The sequence below is a fragment of the Actinomadura sp. DC4 genome (assembly GCF_030406325.1).
GTDB lineage: Bacteria > Actinomycetota > Actinomycetes > Streptosporangiales > Streptosporangiaceae > Actinoallomurus.
In genome coordinates, this window is the sequence record NZ_JAUEQY010000028.1 from 133,836 (window position 1) to 153,157 (window position 19,322).

Here is a 19,322-nt window from a genome sequence, read left to right on the forward strand (position 1 = left end):
CGTTAAATCGGTGTTTCGGAAGACTAAACGAAGGTTTCAGGACTCCGCTAGGGCTGCCAGGTAGGAACGTCGCGCCGCCTCGACGTGCGCGACCGCACGGGCCTCGGCCTCGTGCTCGTCACCCTCCGCGATGGCCTCGTACAGGCTGAGGTGCTCGGTCCAGGAGTGCGGGGCGCGGTGGCGCGCGGTCTGCTGGAACACCCACTGCGCGCGCCGGAGCATCGGCCCGACGACGAGGCTGAGGTACGCGTTGCCGGCCGTCTCGGCCACGGCGGCGTGGAAGGCGGTGTTGAGGTCGGCGACCTCGTCGAGCCGTCCCTCGTCGACGGCCACGCGGGCGGAGTCGAGGACGCCGCGCAGCCGCGCGGCCGAGGCGGGTGTCACCTTGCGGGCCGACAGCCGCGCGGTGAGTCCCTCCAGCGCCATGCGGACGTCGAAGAGCTCCTTGGCCTCGTCCGAGGGCAGCCGTGCGACGGCCGCCCCGCGCCTCGGCGTGACCTCGACGAACCCTTCTGCCGCGAGCACCCGGATGGCCTCGCGGACCGGGTTGCGGGAGACGCCCAGCCGCTCGGCGAGCCGGTCCTCCACGAGGCGCTCGCCCGGAGGGAGCTCGCCCGCGAGGATGAGACGGCGCAGCTCCGACGTGACCACGTCACGAAGAGGGCGGTGGGCCGAGCCCAGGGTGTTGTCGGTCATCGGCGTCCAACCTTAAGTCAATCGAGGGCGCGCCTGCTCGATCGGGTCGACACAGTGGGCCACGGCGAGTCACGATGCGTCGGATGATCACCCATCGCGTGTCTTCGAAAAGGTGAATCACCCTCACATTGTGCTCGGATCGATGATAGGTAAGAACCGTGATGAGCCGGTAAAACACGACCTAAAACGCCCGATTCGCATATTTGTGAGAAAGGAGACATGCTTGATGTCAGGCTCCATCGCAGGGAGGAGATTGAACCAACCTGCGGACGGATCCGTGCGTCCTATGAGTTGCCTATGGTGTCTATGGGTCATTCGATGAACGGGGCGAAACCGTGAACACGAACGTGAGTGGCATTCCCACGCCGCGTCGCCGCAGGGCGACGACGGCGTGCGAGGTGGCCACCGGAGGGACGCGAGCCGTGCGTGGGGGCGTGCGCCGCTGTCCTGGAGGTGCCCGGCGGGATCTGATCACCCGGGTGGTGCGCCGCGACGGCGCGTCCGCCGTGGTCGAGGTCGCCGGTGAGATCGACGTGCACACCGTCGGGGAGCTGCGCACGATCCTGACGGCCCTCGCCGACGAGGGCCGCGTCCACATCGTCGCCGACTTCACCGGCGTCCGCTTCTGCGACGCCGCCGGGCTCGGCGCCCTGGTCGGGGTCAACAACCGCGTCGCGGGGGACGGCGGCTCGCTGCGCCTGACCGGCGTGCGCCCCGCGCAGCGCCGCATCCTGCAGATCACCCGCCTGGACCACCTGTTCCAGCGCTACGACAGCGTCGACGACGCCCTCGCCCGCTAGGCCCCGTCTCGAGGTCCCGCACATCACCCGGACACCGGCTCGCCGCGAACGGGGCCTCATGGGGCCGTCCGGCCGCCTGACCTGCCGCGCGGCGCCGAGGCGGCCGGTCGCCGGGCACGCCGCGCCGGCTCCGCCGCCCACCTCGCCGGGCACCGCGGGGAGGCCGCCCGCGGCGAAGGGCCGGGCCGGTCTCCTGTCGCGCCGGAACGGCCGTACGGACGGCTCACGCGCCTCCCGGCCACGACCGGCGGGACACCTCGCGGGGACACCGGGCGGGCGACGCCGAAACCGGTGTTGACCCGCATGCGTGGCGGCGTTTCACCGTGCGCATTAGAGTCGTGCCGTTCACGTCGGCATGGACACCAGGAGGTCGAGGCGGTCGTGGGTGGACCGGACCCCCACCAGAGTGATCCCGTCGACGGGCTCTGCCCGGACGCGCTGCCCGACGGCCTGCTCGTGGCCGGCCCCGACAGGCGGGTCGTGGTGTTCAACCGCGCCGCCGTCCGGCTGACCGGAGTGCCGCGAGCCGACGCGCTCGGCCGCGACTTCGCCGAGGTGCTGCCCCTGTTCGACGCCGACGGGCGCGACTGGTGGGCGTGCCTGGACCCGTACGGCGGCCTGACCACGCGCACCCGGCACCCCGAGCGGTCGCTCCACCTGGCCGACGGTCCCGAGCTTCTCGTCACCGCGTCCTACACCCGCGCCGAGGGCGGCGGCGTCACCGCCTTCACCGTGGCGCTCCGCGACGCCGTCCAGCGCGCCCGCCAGGAGCGCAACCGCGCCGACCTGGTCTCCACGGTCGCCCACGAGCTGCGCTCGCCGCTGACCAGCGTCAAGGGCTTCACCGCGACGCTGCTGGCCAAGTGGCACCGGTTCAACGACGACCAGAAGCGCGTCATGCTCGAGACGGTCAACGCCGACGCCGACCGGGTCACCCGGCTCATCACCGAGCTGCTCGACGTCTCCCGCATCGAGGCGGGGCGCCTGGAGATGCGGCGTCAGGTGGTCGACGTGATCGAAGAGGTGCGCAAGGTCGTCAAGGGGCGCGTGGTGGCCGGAGAGCCCGCCGCGCGCTTCGAGGTCGAGGTCCTGGGCGAGCTGCCGGAGATGTGGCTCGACCCCGACAAGATCGACCAGATCATCGGCAACCTCGTCGAGAACGCCGTCAGGCACGGGGCTGGTACTGTCACCATTGTGGTGGAGCCGGACTCACGCAAGCAGGGAGCCGTCGTGTCCGTGCGCGACGAGGGCGAGGGCATCCCGCCCGAAGCCGTGCCCCGCGTCTTCCGGCAGTTCTGGCGCGGCCACGGCCAGCCGCGAGGCGGCACCGGCCTCGGCCTCTACATCGTGAAGGGCCTGGTCGAGGCGCACGGTGGAGCCATCACCGTACGGCGTGCGCCCGGCGGCGGCGCCGAGTTCCGATTTAGCCTGCCCGCCGGGGCTCCAGACTTCGCCTGAGAGCATCCGAGCGGGCTTCCTGACGCTCCCCCCTGGCACGCCCGCGCGGCCGGGGGCGGTGGTGGTTTTCCCAATGACGTGATCGCCGTGGCTGGAGTTGTTCGAACCGATGTCCGCACCCAACAAGTCCTACGATCCGGTCGAGGTCTCCTCGCTCCAACCGGACGAGGTGGCCCGCATGCGCGCCGAAGCCCTGGACGCGATCCAGGCCGCCGCGAGCCTGGATGAGCTGAAGGAGACCCGCCTCGCGCACGCCGGCGACCGTTCGCCGCTCGCGCTGGCCAACCGGGAGATCGGCGCGCTGCCGCCGCATGCCAAGGCCGAGGCCGGCAAGCGCGTGGGCGGCGCCCGCCGCGACGTCTCCGAGGCGCTCAAGCGGCGCCAGGCCGAGCTGGAGGACGAACGCGACCAGCGCGTCCTCGTTGAGGAGGCCGTCGACGTCACGCTGCCCTGGGACCGCGCGCAGCGCGGCGCCCGGCACCCGCTGACCACGATCGCCGAGCGCATGACCGATGTCTTCGTCTCGATGGGCTTCGAGATCGCCGAGGGCCCCGAGGTCGAGGCCGAGTGGTTCAACTTCGACGCCCTCAACTTCCCGCCCGCGCACCCGGCGCGCGAGATGCAGGACACCTTCTTCGTCGAGTCGGAGGAGTCCGGCCTGGTCCTGCGGACCCACACCTCGCCGGTGCAGATCCGCGCGCTGCTCACCCGTGAGCTGCCGGTCTACGTCGTCTGCGCGGGCAAGACGTTCCGCACCGACGAGCTGGACGCGACGCACAGCCCGGTCTTCCACCAGATGGAGGGCCTGGTCGTCGACGAGGGCATCACGATGGCCGACCTGCGCGGCGCGATCGGCGCGTTCGTCACCGGAATGTTCGGCGAGGGCCTGAAGACGCGCTTCCGCCCGTACTTCTTCCCCTTCACCGAGCCGTCCGCCGAGGTGGACATGCAGTGCTTCGTCTGCCGGGGCGCCTCGGCCGAGCCCGGCGGCGAGCCGTGCCGCACGTGCCGGTCCGAGGGATGGATCGAGCTCGGCGGCTGCGGCATGGTCAACCCGCGCGTGCTCATCGCCTGCGGAGTGGACCCGGAGCGCTACAGCGGCTGGGCGTTCGGGCTCGGCGTGGAGCGCACGCTGATGTTCCGGCACGGCGTGGAGGACATGCACGACATGGTCGAGGGTGATGTGCGCTTCACCCGCGCCTTCGGAATGGAGATCTGAATGCGCGTCCCGATTTCCTGGCTGCGGGAGTACGTCGAGCTGCCCGCCGAGGTCACCGCGCGTGACGTCGCCCGAGAGCTGATCGCGGCGGGCCTCGAGGTGGAGACCGTCGACGAGCTCGGCGCCGACCTGACCGGGCCGCTCGTCGTCGGCCGGGTGCTCGCGATCGAGGAGCTCGCGGAGTTCAAGAAGCCGATCCGCTACTGCCAGGTCGACATCGGCAACCCCGAGCCCCAGAACATCATCTGCGGCGCGCCCAACTTCGCCGAGGGCGACCTGGTCGTGGTCATCCTGCCCGGCGGCGTGCTGCCCGGCGGGTTCGAGATCAGCGCGCGCAAGACGTACGGCCGCGTCTCGGAGGGCATGATCTGCTCCGAGCGCGAGCTCGGCCTGAGCGACGCCCACGAGGGCATCCTCGTGCTGCCCGCCTCCTACGGCGCCGAGCCGGGGCAGGACGCGGTCGAGCTGCTCCAGATCCGCGACGACGTCCTCGACATCGCCGTCACCCCGGACCGCGGCTACACCGCCTCGATCCGCGGCGTCGCCCGCGAGGCCGCGACCGCGTTCTCGGTGCCGTTCCACGACCCGGCGGCGGCCCTGCCGCCGGAGGAGACGGCCGAGTCCTACCCGGCCTCGGTCGCGGACCCGTCGGCGTGCTCGCGCTACGTCCTGCGCGAGGTGGACGGCCTGGACCCGGCGGCGCCGAGCCCGATCTGGCTGGTGCGCCGGCTGCAGAAGTGCGGCGTGCGCTCGATCTCGCTGGCCGTCGACGTCACCAACTACGTCATGCTCCAGCTCGGCCAGCCGCTGCACGCGTGGGACCGCGGCAAGCTCCAGGGCCCCATCGGCGTCCGCCGTGCCCGCGAGGGCGAGCGGATGGAGACCCTCGACCACGTCGTACGCGACCTGGACCCGGGCGACATTCTGATCACCGACGAGTCCGGCCCGGTCAACATCGCGGGCGTCATGGGCGGCCTGACCACCGAGATCGACGAGAAGTCCACCGACGTTGTGATCGAGGCCGCGCACTTCTCGCCGGAGGCCATCGCCCGTACGGCGCGCCGCCACAAGCTGCACAGCGACTCCTCCTACCGCTTCGAGCGCGGCGTCGACCACGAGCTCCAGCGGCAGGCGGCCGACATCGCGGTGCGGATGCTCGCCGAGCTCGGCGGGGCGCGGATCGTGCCGGGAGAGACGAACCTCCGCGCGCCGGTCGAGACGCCCGCGATCACGATCCGCGCCGACCACCCGGACCGCGTCGCGGGCATGTCCTACGGCCGCGACACGGTGGTGCGGCGGCTGCGCGAGGTGGGTTGTGAGGTCTCCGGCGACGACGCGCTGACCGTCACGCCGCCGTCGTGGCGGCCGGACCTGCGCGACCCCAACGACCTCGCCGAGGAGGTCATCCGCCTCGAGGGGTATGAGAACATCCCGGCCCGCGCGCCCCGCTCCGTCGCCGGACGCGGTCTCACCCCCGGCCAGCGGCTGCGCCGGCGCGTGGGCCGGGCCCTCGCCGCCGACGGCTACACCGAGGTGCTCAACACGCCGTTCGCCTCCGACCGCGACTGGGACTCCCTGCAGCTGCCCGCCGACGACGACCGCCGGCACGCGCTCCGGCTGGCCAACCCGCTCACCGGCGACGAGCCGCTGCTGCGCACGACGCTGCTGCCGGGGCTGTTCCGCACGCTGAACCGCAACGCCGGGCGCGGTTTCGCCGACGTGGCGCTGTACGAGACCGGCCTGGTGTACCGCCCGAAGCGGACGCCCGACGGACGCCCGGTGCCTCCTCCGCCGCGTCTCCCGGTCGACCGGGGCCCGACGGCCGACGAGCTCGCCGCCGTCGAGGCCGCCCTGCCCGACCAGCCCGTACGCGTCGGCGCCGTGCTGGCGGGCGACCGCGACCCGGCCGGCTGGTGGGGCCCGGGCCGCCCGGCGAACTGGGCGGACGCGATCGAGGCCGCCCGTACGATCGCCGCCGAGGCAGGGGTGGAGCTGGAGGTGCGCGCCGACCGGCACGCGCCCTGGCACCCGGGCCGCTGCGCCGTGCTCATGGCCGGGGAGGTCCTCGTCGGCCACGCGGGGGAGCTGCACCCGCGCGTCATCAAGGCCTACGACCTGCCTCCCCGTACCTGCGCGATGGAGCTGGACCTGACCCGCGTCGAGTCGCTCGCGGCCCGCGTGGTGCCCGCTCCGGCCGTCACGACCTATCCGGTCGCCACGCAGGACGTCGCGCTGATCGTGCCGGACACGGTGCCGGCGGCCGACGTGGAGTCCGCGCTGCGCGCGGGCGTGGCCGGCCACGGCGCAGGGGAGCTGCTGGAGTCGGTCCGGCTGTTCGACCTGTACACGGGCGAGCAGGCGGGCGAGGGCAACAAGTCCCTGGCGTACACCATGCGGTTCCGCGCCGCCGACCGCACGCTCACGGTCGAGGAGACGACCGGCGCCCGCGACGCCGCGGTGGCCGAGGCCGCCGAGCGCGTCGGCGCGGTCCTGCGGGGCGCCTGAGGGCCCGTTTCCGCCGTGGCCCCCGCCGGGCCACGGCGGAACCCTGCCGGGAGGGCGAGGGAGCGGATGACCGAACGCGTGGTGGCCGGCCGCTACCGGCTGGTGAGCCCCATCGGCCGGGGCGGCATGGGCGTCGTCTGGCGGGCCTGGGACGAGACCCTGCGCCGCGAGGTCGCGGTCAAGGAGATCCTCCTGTCCGGCGACCTGCCCGAGTCCGAACGCTCGGAGCTCCAGCGGCGGGCCGTCCGCGAGGCGCGGGCCGCGGCGCTCCTGGACCACCCGGGCATCATCGCCGTGCACGACGTGATCCACGAGGACGACCGGCCCTGGACCGTCATGGAACTGCTCACCGGCCGCTCGCTCGGCCGGGCCGCCCCGCTGCCGCCGCAGGCCGTGGCCGCGATCGGACTGCGGGTCCTCGACGCGCTCGGCGCGGCGCACGCGCGCGGCGTCCTGCACCGTGACGTCAAGCCGACAAACGTCTTCCTCTGCGACGACGGCCGCGTGGTCCTGGCCGACTTCGGCATCGCGAGCCTGGAGGGCGACCCCTCGCTCACGCGTACGGGCGACTTCGTCGGCTCGCCCGGTTTCGTCGCCCCCGAGCGGCTGCGCGAACGGTCCGTGGGACCTCCGTCGGACCTGTGGTCGCTGGGCGCCACCCTGTACACCGCCGTGGAGGGCCGCTCGCCGTTCGGGCGCGACACCCCGATGGCGGCCCTCGGCGCCGTCCTGACCGACGAGCCCCCGCCGCCCGTTCGCGCGGGCCCGCTCGCGCCGGTGTTGTGGCGGCTCCTCCTCAAGGACCCCGCCGCGCGGATCTCCGCCCCGGACGCGGCCCGCGCCCTGCGCCAGGTGTCACAGGGCCTGCCGTCCGGCCTGGAGATGCCACGGCCCGTGCGGCGTCGCCGTACCGGCAGCCTGGCGCTCGCCGCGGCGGCCGTCGTGCTGCTCGCGGTGGCGGCGGCCGTGGCCTTCCGCGTACGGGACGGAGCGGCGGACCACACGGAGGAACGGCCGCCCGCCGCCGCGACGACGTCGGCGAGCCCGTCCCAGGCACCCGTGGCCGCGGCCCGCTACGCCCGGCCGTTCGACTTCTGCGCGCTGCTGAGCCAGGCCCAGGTCGACGCGCTGATCCCCGGGGCGGAGAAGCTCGCCTCCGGCGACGCGCACTCGTGCGACTGGGGCACGGCGGCACGGCACCAGGGCCTGTCGGTGACGGCGGAGTACGTCTTCGACCCCGTGACCGGGACCGCGGCCGAGGACCCCTGGACGACCACGCCCGCCGCCGCGAAGGGCGCGTACGAGCGGCAGCGCGCCGCCGACCGGAAGGCGAGCGGCGACGTCGCCTGGGGTTGGGACGAGATCGGCGTACGGCGGACCGGCGCGCGGCGAAGCGCGGCCCGTGCGGTCTCCGGCGTCGGCGAGGACGCGTACACGACCGAGACGTTCCACGGATCGACGCTGGAGCGGGCCGACGTGCGGTTCCGCGACAGCAACCTGTACCTGAGGGTCTGGTTCGTCGCCGCCGGCGGCGCCACGGACGCCGCCCGGATCCGGCAGGACACCCTGAAGGCGGCCCACTGGGTCGCGGCGACCCTACGGCGGATGCCATGACGCGACCATTGCCCGGAGCGCCCCCGGCCTGTGGGCCGCTGCGACGGTGCGGCGGATCCCGTGATACGGCCGCCGGATGTGGCGGGGCTCGCGGTGGGCGGCGGCGATGCCGGGAGGATCGGACAGGTGCGTCGGCCTCGCGCGGACTCGGTGGTGGATGCCGTGATGCGGCCGCCGGCCGCGGGCGGGCGGTGGAGATGCCGCGCGAGGTGCCCCGGTCCGTGGGTCGCTGCGATCGTGCGGTGGATCCCATGATGCGGCTGCCGGATAAGGCGAGGCTCGCGGCGGGCGGCGGCGAGGCCGCGCGGATCCGGCGGGGCGCGCGGGCTCCGCGGAGGGTACCGTGACGCGGCTGCTGGCCGGGCGGTACCGGCTGGCCGAGCCGCTCGGCCGGGGAGGCATGGGCACGGTCTGGCGGGCGCACGACGAGGCGCTGGGCCGTACGGTCGCGGTCAAGGAGCTGTCGCTGCCCCGGGGAGTCGCCCCGGACCACCGCGCCCGGCTGTGCGAGCGCGCGATCCGCGAGGCACGGGTGTCGTCTCGGCTGCGGCACGCCTCCATCATCCGCGTGCACGACGTGATCGCCGAGGACGACCGGCCCTGGATCGTCATGGAGCTGCTGGCCGGGCGCGCCCTCGACGAGGCCGGCCCGCTGCCGCCCGCGCGGGCGGCGGCGATCGGGCTGACCGTCCTGGAGGCGCTGGGCGCGGCGCACGCGCAGGGTGTGCTCCACCGTGACGTCAAGCCGGGCAACGTCTTCCTCTGCGACGACGGGCGCGTGGTCCTGGCCGACTTCGGCATCGCGAGCCTGGCCGGCGACGTGTCGCTGACCGTCGCGGGCGGGCTGGTCGGCTCGCCGGGCTACATCGCGCCCGAGCGGCTCCGCGACGAGCCCGCGGGGCCGCCGTCGGACCTGTGGTCGCTCGGCGCGACGCTCTACACGGCGGTGGAGGGCCGGTCGCCGTTCGAGCGGCGGACCGTCGCGGGCGTGCTGGGCGCGGTCCTCACCGAGGAGCCCCGGCCGCCGGAGCGCGCCGGGCCGCTCGCCCCGGTCCTGCTGGCCTTGCTGGAGAAGAACCCGGCCCGCCGCCCGCCGCCGGAGGCCGCGCGGACCCTGCTGCGGAGCGTGGCGAGCGGCGGGACTCCCGCGATCCCGGACACCGTCCCGGCGACGCGGGCTCCCCGGCACGGCGCCCGCTGGGCGGCGGCGGCGGTGGCCGCCGCCGTCGCGGTGGCCCTGGTGGTGTTCCTGCCGGATGGGAAGAAGCCAACCGGCTCGCAGGCGCCGGCGGATCCGGTGCGCGGCCGGTTCACGGCCGCGCCCCAGCCGTGCTCGTTGCTGACCCCGGCCGAGGCGACGCGCCTGGGTGCCCGCTCCGCCGCGCGCCCGGAGGCGCAGGGCTGCTCCTGGGGCGGCGGCACGGTCGAGGTGTGGCTCCAGCACTTCGCGCCGAGAGGGAGCCTGAGCGCGCCGAGCCTGGCCGAGGAGTACTTCGCGGACAAAAAACGACAGCTCACCGTCTCCGCCCACTCCGCCGACACGATCGACAGCACCCAGTCGGGGGTGGCGGACGTCCCGTCGGTCGCCGACGCGGCGTTCGCCTACGACGCCACCGACGGCGTCGACGCCGGACGTTCCTCAACGGTCTGGCTGCGGTCGAGCAACCTCGTCCTCAAGGTCGTCCGCGCCGACCACACCGGAGCCACGGACGCCGCCGCCCTCCGCGGCGGTGCCGTCGAGGCCGCCCGTACGGTCGCGGCCCACCTGTGACCCCCGCGCCCGAATCCGCCTTGTATGATGATGCATCTCAATGCATACTTACAGCATCGAGCCTCGAGGACGGAGACGAAACGGATGGGTGTGCGTGCGGCGGTCGCCGGAGCGAGTGGATACGCGGGCGGTGAGTTGCTGCGCATCCTCGCCGGCCACCCCGGGTTCGCGATCGGCGCGCTGACCGCGGGGTCCAGCGCGGGCACCCCGCTCGGGGCGCACCACCCGCAGCTCCACCCCCTCGCCGACCGGGTGCTGGCCGAGACGAGCGCGCAGACCCTCGCCGGGCACGACGTCGTCTTCCTCGCCCTCCCGCACGGGCAGTCCGGCCCGCTGGCCGCCACGCTCGGCGACGACGTGCTCGTCGTCGACTGCGGCGCCGACTTCCGGCTCGACGACGCCGCCGAGTGGGAGCACTTCTACGGCACCCCGCACGCCGGCACCTGGCCGTACGGCCTGCCCGAGCTGCCCGGCGCCCGCGAGCGGCTCCGCTCCACGCGGCGCGTCGCGGTCCCCGGCTGCTACCCGACCGTGTCGCTGCTCGCGCTCTTCCCCGCGTACGCGGCGGACATCGCCGAGCCCGACGCCGTCGTGGTCGCCGCCTCGGGCACCTCCGGCGCCGGCCGCGCGCCAAAGCCGGGCCTGCTCGGAAGCGAGGTCATGGGCGCGATGAGCGCGTACGCCGCCGGCGGCGCGCACCGCCACACCCCCGAGATCATCCAGCAGCTCTCCGCGGTGGCCGGGCGGCCGGTCACCGTGTCGTTCACTCCCACGCTCGCGCCGATGAGCCGCGGCATCCTGGCCACCTGCACCGCCAAGGCCGTGCCGGGCCTCACCGCCGCCGCGCTCCGCGAGGCCTACGCACGCGCCTACGCCGACGAGCCCTTCGTACGGCTCCTGCCCGAGGGCACCTGGCCCTCCACCGCCATGACGCTCGGCGCGAACGTCGCCGCGGTCCAGGTCGCGCTGGACGAGCGCGCCGGACGCGTCATCGCGGTGGCCGCCATCGACAACCTCGCCAAGGGCACCGCCGGAGGCGCCGTCCAGAGCGCGAACCTCGCCCTCGGACTGCCCGAGGACCTCGGCCTCACCACGATCGGAGTAGCCCCGTGAGCGTGACCGCCCCACTCGGCTTCAGGGCCGCCGGAGTCGCCGCCGGCCTCAAGAACGGCGGCCAGCGTGACCTCGCGCTGGTCGTCAACGACGGTCCGTCGCGCGCCGCGGCCGGGGTGTTCACCCGCAACCGCGTCAAGGCCGCGCCGGTGCTGTGGTCCGAGCAGGTGCTGCGCGGCGGGCGGGTGCACGCGGTCGTGCTCAACTCCGGCGGCGCCAACGCCTGCACGGGCCCCGACGGCTTCCAGGACACCCACCAGACCGCTGAGAAGACCGCCCACGTCCTGGGCGAGTCCGCCGGCGAGATCGCGGTCTGCTCCACCGGCCTGATCGGCGAGCGCCTTCCGATGGACAGACTGCTGCCGGGCGTGGCGGCGGCGGCCGGAGAGCTGTCCCGCGACGGCGGGCTCGGCGCGGCCGACGCCATCCGCACCACCGACACCGTCGCCAAGATCGCTTTCCGCCGGGCGGCCGGCGGCTACACGGTCGGCGGCATGGCCAAGGGCGCGGGCATGCTCGCCCCGGCCCTGGCCACGATGCTGTGCGTCATCACGACCGACGCCGAGGCCGACGCCGAGACGCTCGACCGGGTCCTGCGGCACGCGACCGGGCTGACCTTCGAGCGGCTCGACACCGACGGCTGCATGTCCACCAACGACACGGTGCTGCTGCTCGCCAGCGGCGTCGCCGGAGTCCGCGCCGACGAGGCCGAGCTCACCGCGACCGTCACGGCCGTGTGCGCCGACCTGTCGCGCCAGCTCCTGATCGACGCCGAGGGCGCCACCAAGGCGATCGCGATCGAGGTCGTCGGGGCGGCCAACGACCACGACGCCGTCGTGGCGGGGCGCGCGGTGGCCCGCAGCAACCTGCTCAAGTGCGCGATCCACGGCGAGGACCCCAACTGGGGACGGGTGCTGTCCGCGGTCGGCACCACCGAGGCCGTGTTCGAGCCGGAGCGGCTCAACGTCGCGATCAACGGCGTCTGGGTGTGCCGCAACGGCGCGGTCGGCGACGACCGGTCCAAGGTCGACATGCGGCCGCGCGACGTCACGATCACCGTCGACCTCAGCGCCGGCAACCACAGCGCCACGATCCACACGACCGACCTGACCGCCGACTACGTCCACGAGAACTCCGCGTACTCCTCATGATCTCCGGACCCCGGACACGCGACACCGCCGACGCGCTGCGCAAGGCCGCCACGCTGATCGACGCGCTGCCGTGGCTGCAGGAGTTCCACGGCAGGACCGTCGTGATCAAGTACGGCGGCCACGCCATGACCGACGAGGCGCTCCGGCCCGCCTTCGCCCAGGACGTCGCCTTCCTGCGCTATGCGGGGCTGCGCCCGGTCATCGTGCACGGCGGCGGCCCGCAGATCAACGCCCAGCTCGACCGGCTCGGCATCGAGTCCAGCTTCAAGGCGGGCCTGCGCGTCACGACGCCCGAGACCATGGACGTCGTCCGCATGGTGCTGGTCGGCCAGGTCAGCCGCGACGTCGTCGGCCTGCTCAACCGGCACGGCCCGTTCGGCGTCGGCATGTCGGGCGAGGACGCGCGGCTGTTCACCGCCGAGCGCAAGCCGGCGGTGGTCGACGGGGTCTCCGTCGACATCGGCCAGGTCGGCGAGATCGTCCAGGTCGACGCCGGATCGGTGCGCAGCCTCCTCGACGACGGCCGCATCCCGGTCATCTCCAGCATCGCGCGCGGCGGCGACGGCGAGGTCTACAACGTCAACGCCGACACCGCGGCCGGCGCGCTCGCCGTGGCCCTCCAGGCCACCAAGCTCGTCGTGCTGACCGACGTCGACGGCCTGTACGCCGACTGGCCGCCCTCGGGCGACCCCGGCGACGTGATCGGCCGGCTGACGGCGGCCGAGCTGGAGACCATGCTCCCGGGCCTGTCGGCCGGCATGGTGCCCAAGATGGAGGCCTGCCTGCGCGCCGTACGCGGCGGAGTGCCGCAGGCGCACGTGCTCGACGGCCGGATTCCGCACTCACTTCTACTCGAGATCTTCACCGACGAGGGGATCGGCACGATGGTGGTGCCCGCATGAGCGACCTGCGCAAGCGTTTCGAAGCCGCGATCATGCCCAACTACGGCGTGCCGCCGCTCGCGCTCGCCCGCGGCGAGGGCTGCCGGGTCTGGGACGCCGACGGCGACGTCTACCTGGATCTGATCGGCGGCATCGCGGTCTCCGCCCTCGGCCACGCGCATCCCGCGGTGGTCGAGGCGGTCTCGGCCCAGGTCGCCACGATCGCGCACACGTCCAACCTGTTCCTGCACGAGCCGGAGGTGCTCCTCGCCGAGCGTCTCCTCGAGCTCCTCGACGCCGACGGGCGCGTCTTCTTCGCCAACTCCGGCACCGAGGCCAACGAGGCCGCCTACAAGCTGGTCCGCCGCCACGCCGGCCCGGATCGCACCTACGTCGTCGCGGCCGAAGGCGGCTTCCACGGCCGCACGATGGGCGCGCTCGCGCTGACCGGCAAGGCGGCGATCCGCGAGCCGTTCGGCCCGTACGGCGCCGACGTCCGGTTCGTCCCGTACGGCTCGGTGGAGGCGCTGCACGAGGCCGTCACCGACCGCTGCGCCGCGGTCTTCCTCGAACCCACCCAGGGCGAGGGCGGCGTCGTCCCGCCCCCGGAGGGCTACCTCGCGGCGGCCCGGCGGATCTGCGACGAGACCGGCGCCGCGCTGGTGCTGGACGAGATCCAGAGCGGCATCGGCCGTACCGGCGTGTGGTTCCAGCACCGGCGCGAGGGCGTGCGCCCCGACGTGATCACCCTCGCCAAGGGCCTCGGCGGCGGCCTGCCCATCGGCGTGTGCGTCGGCCTCGGCCCGTACGGCACGGCCTTCTCCAAGGGCGACCACGGCTCGACGTTCGGCGGCAACCCGGTCTCCTGCGCGGCGGCCCTCGCCGTCATCGACACGATCGTGAAGGACGGGCTGCTGGAGCACGTCACCGCGGTCGGCGACCGGCTCGCCGATGGCATCGCCGCGATCGAGGACCCGCTGCTCAGCGGCGTGCGCGGCAGTGGCCTGTGGCGCGCGATCGTCCTCGCCGAGCCCAAGTCGGCGCAGGTGGAGGCGGCCGCGCGCGAGGCGGGTTTCCTGGTCAACGCGGTCGCGCCGGACGCGGTCCGGCTCGCCCCGCCCCTGATCATCACGGACGAGGAGGCGGCGTCCTTCGTCGCGGCGCTGCCGGAGATCCTGAGGAAGGCATGACGACGCCGCTGACCAAGACCGCGCGCCAGTCCCGCATCATCGAGCTGCTGGGCCGCAACGCTGTGCACTCCCAGAGCGAGCTCGCCAAGCTGCTCGCCGACGCGGGCGTCGACGTGACCCAGGCGACCCTCTCGCGCGACCTCGTCGACATCGGCGCGGTCAAGCTGCGCTCCGCGGACGGCTCGCTGATCTACGCGGTACCGGGGGAGGGCGGCGAACGCATCCGCCGGGCCCGTACGGGCGGCGCCGAGACGTTCGCGGGACGGCTCGCCCGGCTCGCGCAGGAGCTCCTCGTCTCCGCCGAGGCCTCGGCCAACCTCGTGATCGTGCGCACGCCGCCCGGCGCCGCGCAGTTCCTCGCCTCGGCGATCGACCACGCCGACTGGTCGGCCGTGCTCGGCACCGTGGCCGGCGACGACACCGTGCTGGTCATCTCCCGCGACCCGACGGGCGGCGACGAGCTCGCCGCCGCGCTGCTGGCGCTGACCGAACGCCGCGTCCCGCGCGTCGACCTGGAGGACCAGGTGCCCGCGCCCTGGGACCCGGCGGACGACCTGCCGCCCGCGCCGCGCGATCTCGTCTCGGCGCGGGAGAACGCGGAGCGACGACCCTAGGGCGTCCTCGCACGCCCACGTCACGGCCCGCCGAGGCGGAGCCGGAAGCTCGGCCGAGCGTCGCTCCGCCGTGATAATGCAGTAGTACCGCCAGCCACTCGATCAGTGAGAGAAGAACCAGCGTGACGGATGAGCAACACCGCAGGACGCCGACCAGGTTGTGGGGCGGCCGGTTCGAGGGAGGCCCGTCGGAGGCCCTCGCCCGGCTGTCGGTGAGCGTGCAGTTCGACTGGCGCCTCGCCCCGTACGACCTGCTGGGCTCGCGAGCCCACGCCCGGGTGCTGCACCGCGCGGGCCTGCTCACCGACGAGGAGCTGGGCCGCATGCTCGGCGCGCTCGACGATCTGGAGAGCGCCTGCCGCTCGGGGGAGTTCCGCCCGGCGGTCGCCGACGAGGACGTGCACACCGCGCTCGAGCGCGGCCTGCTCGAACGCCTCGGCACCCTCGGTGGCAAGCTGCGGGCCGGCCGCAGCCGCAACGACCAGGTCGCCACCGACCTGCGGCTCTACCTCCGCGACCACGTACGGCAGATCGTGTCCCGGCTGGTCGAGCTGGAGACCGCGCTCATGGCCCAGGCCGAGCAGAACATGGGCGTGGCCGCGCCCGGCATGACGCACCTCCAGCACGCCCAGCCCGTGCTCTTCTCCCACCAGCTGCTCGCGCACGTGCAGGCCTTCGCCCGCGACGTCGACCGGCTCCGCGACTGGGACAAGCGCGCCGCGGTCAGCCCGCTGGGCTCCGGCGCGCTGGCCGGGTCCTCGCTGCCGCTCGACCCGGAGGCGGTCGCCGACGAGCTCGGTTTCGACAGGGCCGCGGCGAACTCCATGGACGCGGTCAGCGACCGCGACTACGCGGTCGAGTTCCTCGCCGACGCCGCCCTCATCGGCGTGCACCTGTCGCGCCTGGGCGAGGAGGTCGTGCTGTGGGCCTCGCAGGAGTTCCGGTGGATCGAGATGGACGACACCTACGCCACAGGCTCGTCGATCATGCCGCAGAAGAAGAACCCGGACGTCGCCGAGCTGGCGCGGGGCAAGTGCGGGCGGCTCATCGGCCACCTCACGGCGCTGCTGACCACGCTGAAGGGCCTGCCGCTGACCTACAACCGTGACCTGCAGGAGGACAAGGAGGGGGTCTTCGACGCCGTCGAGACCCTGCTGCTGGTCCTCCCCGCCGTGTCCGGGCTCATCGCCACGATGCGGGTCAACACCGAGCGGCTCGAGGCGCTGGCGCCGCAGGGGTTCGCGCTGGCCACCGACCTGGCCGAGCTGCTGGTCCGCAAGGGCGTCGCGTTCCGCGAGGCCCACGAGGTCGTCGGCCACCTCGTGGTCTGGTGCCAGGTCAACGACAAGGATTTCGGCGACCTCACCGACGACGAGCTCGCCAAGGTCTCCCCGCACCTGACCCCGGACGTACGCGACGTGTTCTCGGTCCAGGGGGCCCTCGCCGCGCGCAAGGCGTACGGCGGCACCTCTCCGGAGCGCGTCGGCGAGCAGCTCGCCGCGCTGCGGACGCTCGCCGACTCCCACGCCTCGTGGGCGGCCGACGGGTCCTGATGTCCGCGCCGCTTCCTCGCTCGTTCTTCGACCGCCCGGCCGAGGACGTCGCGCCCGACCTGCTCGGCTGCGTGCTGTCGCGGTCCGCGCCCGAGGGCGTCGTCGCGGTCCGGCTGACCGAGGTGGAGGCGTACGCGGGCCCGCGCGACCCGGCCTCGCACGCCTACCGCGGGCCGACGAAGCGCAATGAGGTGATGTTCGGCCCGCCCGGCCACGCGTACGTCTACTTCACGTACGGCATGCACTTCTGCGTCAACCTGGTGTGCATGGGGGAAGGCGACCCGTCGGCCGTGCTGCTGCGCGCCGGCGAGATCGTCGAGGGCCGGGCCCTGGCGGAGGCCCGCCGCCCGCGCTCGACCGCGCGCGACCTGGCCCGTGGCCCGGCCCGCCTCTGCGAGGCCCTCGCGATCGACCGGGAGATGTACGGGGCCGACGTGTGCGCGGAGTCGTCCCCGTTGCGGGTGTTCCGTGGTTCGCCGGTCCCGTCGCCGCGGGCGGGACCGCGGACCGGGGTCACCAGCGCGAAGGACGTGGCCTGGCGGTTCTGGATCGACGGCGACCCCAGCGTGTCCCCGTACCGCCTTCACACGCCACGCCGTCGTACGGTGATAGACCAGGGCTGAAACCCGCTACTTTGACCGGTGTCCCGCCGGATACATGCACGAGACGAGGGAGAACGTGACCGACATCCTGGATGACCTCGCGTGGCGCGGCTTGATCGCGCAGTCCACTGACCTGGACGAACTGCGAGCCATGCTCGCCGCGGGGCCGGTCACGCTCTATTGCGGCTTCGACCCGACCGCGCCGTCGCTGCACGTCGGCAACCTCGTCCAGCTGCTCACACTGCGCCGTTTCCAGCAGGCGGGCCACCGGACGATCGGCCTCGTCGGCGGCGCGACCGGTCTGATCGGCGACCCGTCGGGCAAGAGCACCGAACGGGTGCTCAACTCCCTGGAGGTCGTCGAGGGCTGGCTGACGCGCATCCGGGAGCAGGTCTCGCGCTTCCTGTCCCTCACCGACGACGAGGGCATGATCGTCAGCAACCTCGACTGGACCGGGCCGATGTCGGCGATCGAGTTCCTGCGCGACGTGGGCAAGCACTTCCCGGTCAACCGCATGCTCGCCCGCGAGACGGTGAAGTCACGGCTCGACACCACGGGTCTCAGCTACACCGAGTTCAGCTACGTGCTGCTGCAGTCACTCGACTACCTGGAGCTCTACCGCCGGTACGACTGCCGGCTCCAGACCGGCGGCAGCGACCAGTGGGGCAACCTCACCTCGGGCGTCGACCTGATCCGCCGGGCCGAGGGCGGCACGGCCCACGCGCTGACGACCCCGCTGGTGACGCGGGCGGACGGCACGAAGTTCGGCAAGACGGCCGGCGGCGAGACGTACTGGCTGGACGCCGAACTCACCACGCCGTACGCGTTCTACCAGTTCTGGCTCAACGCGGACGACCGCGACGTGGCCAGCTTCCTGAAGTTCTTCAGCTTTCGCGCGCGCGAGGAGATCGAGGAACTGGAGAAGGCCACGAGCGACCGTCCGGCGGCACGCGCGGCCCAGCGGGCGCTGGCGGAGGAGCTGACGACCCTGGTGCACGGCGAGCCGGAGACGTCGCGGGTGATGGCGGCGTCGCGGGCGCTGTTCGGCCAGGGGGAGCTGGGAGAGCTGGACGCACGGACCCTGGAGAGCGCGCTCGCCTCGGTACCGTCTGCGTCGGCGACCTCACCCCTGCCGCCCGTGGTGGACCTGCTGGTGGAGACGGGTTTGGTGTCGAGCAAGTCCGAGGCCCGGCGTACGATCGCCCAGGGTGGGGCGTACCTCAACAACGTCAAGGTCACGGACGAGACGGCGACACCGGAGCCCGCGGATCTGCTCCACGGCCGTTTCCTGGTCCTCCGCCGGGGCAAGCGTAACGTCGGCGGCGTAACGGTACCGACGGCCTGACTTTTCCGTGTGGGCGGCGGCAAGTGCCGCCGCCCACACGGGGTCGGCCCTTCCGACGCGGTGGGGCAGACGCGTCCCGTAGGGCCTGGCGTCGCCAAGGCCCGCGGGCGGCCCGGCTGCGTCAGCCCCCGAGCCATCTCCGGCGCTCGGTCGGTGAACCATGTTGCCCGCGCCGGCGGGGATCCTTCGCTCGACTCTTGCGGCGGCCCGTCCGCCGGGCGGCCCGGCTGGGCCGTTGGACGATTGGTGAGACACCGAGACTCGCCTGTTCCGCCCCCCTATGACCAAACGGCCGGGCGTCGTCGCGTGAGCGCTGAGACCGGCCTGTCTGGTGCGTCTTGTGGGGGCGAAATCGTGATCACGGTCTGGTCACGGAAGGTCGCGCTGAGCCGCGAAGCGTCGTAAAAAGCGGCGCTGAGCTGCGCGGTTGCAGCTGTTTACCGGGATTTGACGCTGTGGACCGAGGCACGTAACGTTCTTCTTGCCCGAGAGGGAACGGGGTGCCGGAACGCGGCCCCGGCCTCAAGGGAGAGACTCTCACAAAGATTCGCGGTCCGGACCACGGTTCGGAGCGGGTAGACTGGGGGAGTTGCCCCGGTGAACGGGATGCAGGACGCCTCTACGGTGGCCGGCCCGGATGGGGAACTTTGATCAGGATTTCGCGTGCCGAAGGACCGCCCTAGGCGGGTAGGGAGATCTTCTAGGTCTTTACGGATCTGGGGGTTGACTTACTGGCTGAGGGTGGTAAGTTAGAAGGGTTGCCCCGGAGAGGGTTGAGAGACTTCTCGATGGTGTGTGTCCGTTTCTTGA

14 protein-coding genes and 1 pseudogene are annotated in these 19,322 nt (G+C 73.3%); 14 read left to right on the forward strand and 1 reads right to left on the reverse strand.

Annotated elements, in window-relative coordinates; translation table 11 throughout:
• Positions 1–36: 36 nt before the first annotated feature.
• Complete coding sequence (locus tag QWU11_RS36180) at positions 37–696, reverse strand: GntR family transcriptional regulator (protein WP_290119021.1); 660 nt, start codon at positions 694–696, stop codon at positions 37–39.
• 479 nt (positions 697–1,175) lie between these two features.
• Between QWU11_RS36180 and QWU11_RS36185 the strand changes: the two genes are divergently transcribed.
• From QWU11_RS36185 to tyrS, 14 genes and pseudogenes are all read left to right on the forward strand, one after another.
• Positions 1,176–1,496, forward strand: a complete 321-nt coding sequence (locus tag QWU11_RS36185) for an STAS domain-containing protein (protein WP_290119022.1) — start codon at positions 1,176–1,178, stop codon at positions 1,494–1,496.
• A 381-nt stretch (positions 1,497–1,877) separates the two neighbouring features.
• Positions 1,878–2,954, forward strand: a complete 1,077-nt coding sequence (locus tag QWU11_RS36190; protein WP_290119023.1) for an ATP-binding protein — start codon at positions 1,878–1,880, stop codon at positions 2,952–2,954.
• A gap of 109 nt (positions 2,955–3,063) precedes the next feature.
• Positions 3,064–4,173 carry a phenylalanine--tRNA ligase subunit alpha gene (pheS, locus tag QWU11_RS36195; protein ID WP_290119024.1) on the forward strand — a complete coding sequence of 370 codons (1,110 nt, stop codon included), beginning with the start codon at positions 3,064–3,066 and terminating at the stop codon, positions 4,171–4,173.
• A complete protein-coding gene (gene pheT, locus QWU11_RS36200) occupies positions 4,174–6,678 on the forward strand; it encodes a phenylalanine--tRNA ligase subunit beta (protein ID WP_290119025.1) in 2,505 nt (834 codons plus the stop codon).
• 66 nt (positions 6,679–6,744) lie between these two features.
• Positions 6,745–8,292 carry a serine/threonine-protein kinase gene (locus tag QWU11_RS36205; protein ID WP_290119026.1) on the forward strand — a complete coding sequence of 516 codons (1,548 nt, stop codon included), beginning with the start codon at positions 6,745–6,747 and terminating at the stop codon, positions 8,290–8,292.
• Between the two features lie 343 nt (positions 8,293–8,635).
• Complete coding sequence (locus QWU11_RS36210; RefSeq protein ID WP_290119027.1) at positions 8,636–10,063, forward strand: serine/threonine-protein kinase; 1,428 nt, start codon at positions 8,636–8,638, stop codon at positions 10,061–10,063.
• An 84-nt stretch (positions 10,064–10,147) separates the two neighbouring features.
• Positions 10,148–11,176 (forward strand): N-acetyl-gamma-glutamyl-phosphate reductase, encoded by a 1,029-nt coding sequence (gene argC, locus QWU11_RS36215; protein ID WP_290119028.1) that lies wholly within the window; start codon positions 10,148–10,150, stop codon positions 11,174–11,176.
• On the forward strand, positions 11,173–12,327 hold the full coding sequence (gene argJ / locus QWU11_RS36220; protein ID WP_290119029.1) for a bifunctional glutamate N-acetyltransferase/amino-acid acetyltransferase ArgJ: 1,155 nt from the start codon (positions 11,173–11,175) through the stop codon (positions 12,325–12,327). Before argC ends, argJ begins: the two co-directional genes overlap by 4 nt.
• Positions 12,324–13,229: an acetylglutamate kinase gene (gene argB, locus QWU11_RS36225; protein WP_290119030.1), complete on the forward strand. Its 906-nt coding sequence runs from the start codon at positions 12,324–12,326 to the stop codon at positions 13,227–13,229. Before argJ ends, argB begins: the two co-directional genes overlap by 4 nt.
• Positions 13,226–14,398 carry an acetylornithine transaminase gene (locus QWU11_RS36230; RefSeq protein WP_290119031.1) on the forward strand — a complete coding sequence of 391 codons (1,173 nt, stop codon included), beginning with the start codon at positions 13,226–13,228 and terminating at the stop codon, positions 14,396–14,398. The genes argB and QWU11_RS36230 overlap by 4 nt, the downstream gene beginning before the upstream one ends.
• Positions 14,395–14,895, forward strand: a pseudogene (locus tag QWU11_RS36235) (arginine repressor); the annotation flags it as partial. The gene QWU11_RS36230 and the pseudogene QWU11_RS36235, both read left to right, overlap by 4 nt.
• A gap of 239 nt (positions 14,896–15,134) precedes the next feature.
• Complete coding sequence (gene argH, locus QWU11_RS36240) at positions 15,135–16,565, forward strand: argininosuccinate lyase (RefSeq protein ID WP_290119032.1); 1,431 nt, start codon at positions 15,135–15,137, stop codon at positions 16,563–16,565.
• Complete coding sequence (locus QWU11_RS36245; protein WP_290119033.1) at positions 16,565–17,188, forward strand: DNA-3-methyladenine glycosylase; 624 nt, start codon at positions 16,565–16,567, stop codon at positions 17,186–17,188. The genes argH and QWU11_RS36245 overlap by 1 nt, the downstream gene beginning before the upstream one ends.
• Before the next feature lie 55 nt (positions 17,189–17,243).
• Complete coding sequence (gene tyrS / locus QWU11_RS36250; RefSeq protein ID WP_290119034.1) at positions 17,244–18,512, forward strand: tyrosine--tRNA ligase; 1,269 nt, start codon at positions 17,244–17,246, stop codon at positions 18,510–18,512.
• Positions 18,513–19,322: the final 810 nt, after the last annotated feature.

Coding starts and splice junctions, on each gene's coding strand:
- pheT (WP_290119025.1), top strand. CDS start 4,174: ATGCGCGTCCCGATTTCCTGGCTGCGGGAGTACGTCGAGCTGCCCGCC.
- QWU11_RS36180 (WP_290119021.1), bottom strand. CDS start 696: ATGACCGACAACACCCTGGGCTCGGCCCACCGCCCTCTTCGTGACGTG.
- argC (WP_290119028.1), top strand. CDS start 10,148: ATGGGTGTGCGTGCGGCGGTCGCCGGAGCGAGTGGATACGCGGGCGGT.
- QWU11_RS36245 (WP_290119033.1), top strand. CDS start 16,565: ATGTCCGCGCCGCTTCCTCGCTCGTTCTTCGACCGCCCGGCCGAGGAC.
- QWU11_RS36230 (WP_290119031.1), top strand. CDS start 13,226: ATGAGCGACCTGCGCAAGCGTTTCGAAGCCGCGATCATGCCCAACTAC.
- QWU11_RS36205 (WP_290119026.1), top strand. CDS start 6,745: ATGACCGAACGCGTGGTGGCCGGCCGCTACCGGCTGGTGAGCCCCATC.
- argB (WP_290119030.1), top strand. CDS start 12,324: ATGATCTCCGGACCCCGGACACGCGACACCGCCGACGCGCTGCGCAAG.
- pheS (WP_290119024.1), top strand. CDS start 3,064: ATGTCCGCACCCAACAAGTCCTACGATCCGGTCGAGGTCTCCTCGCTC.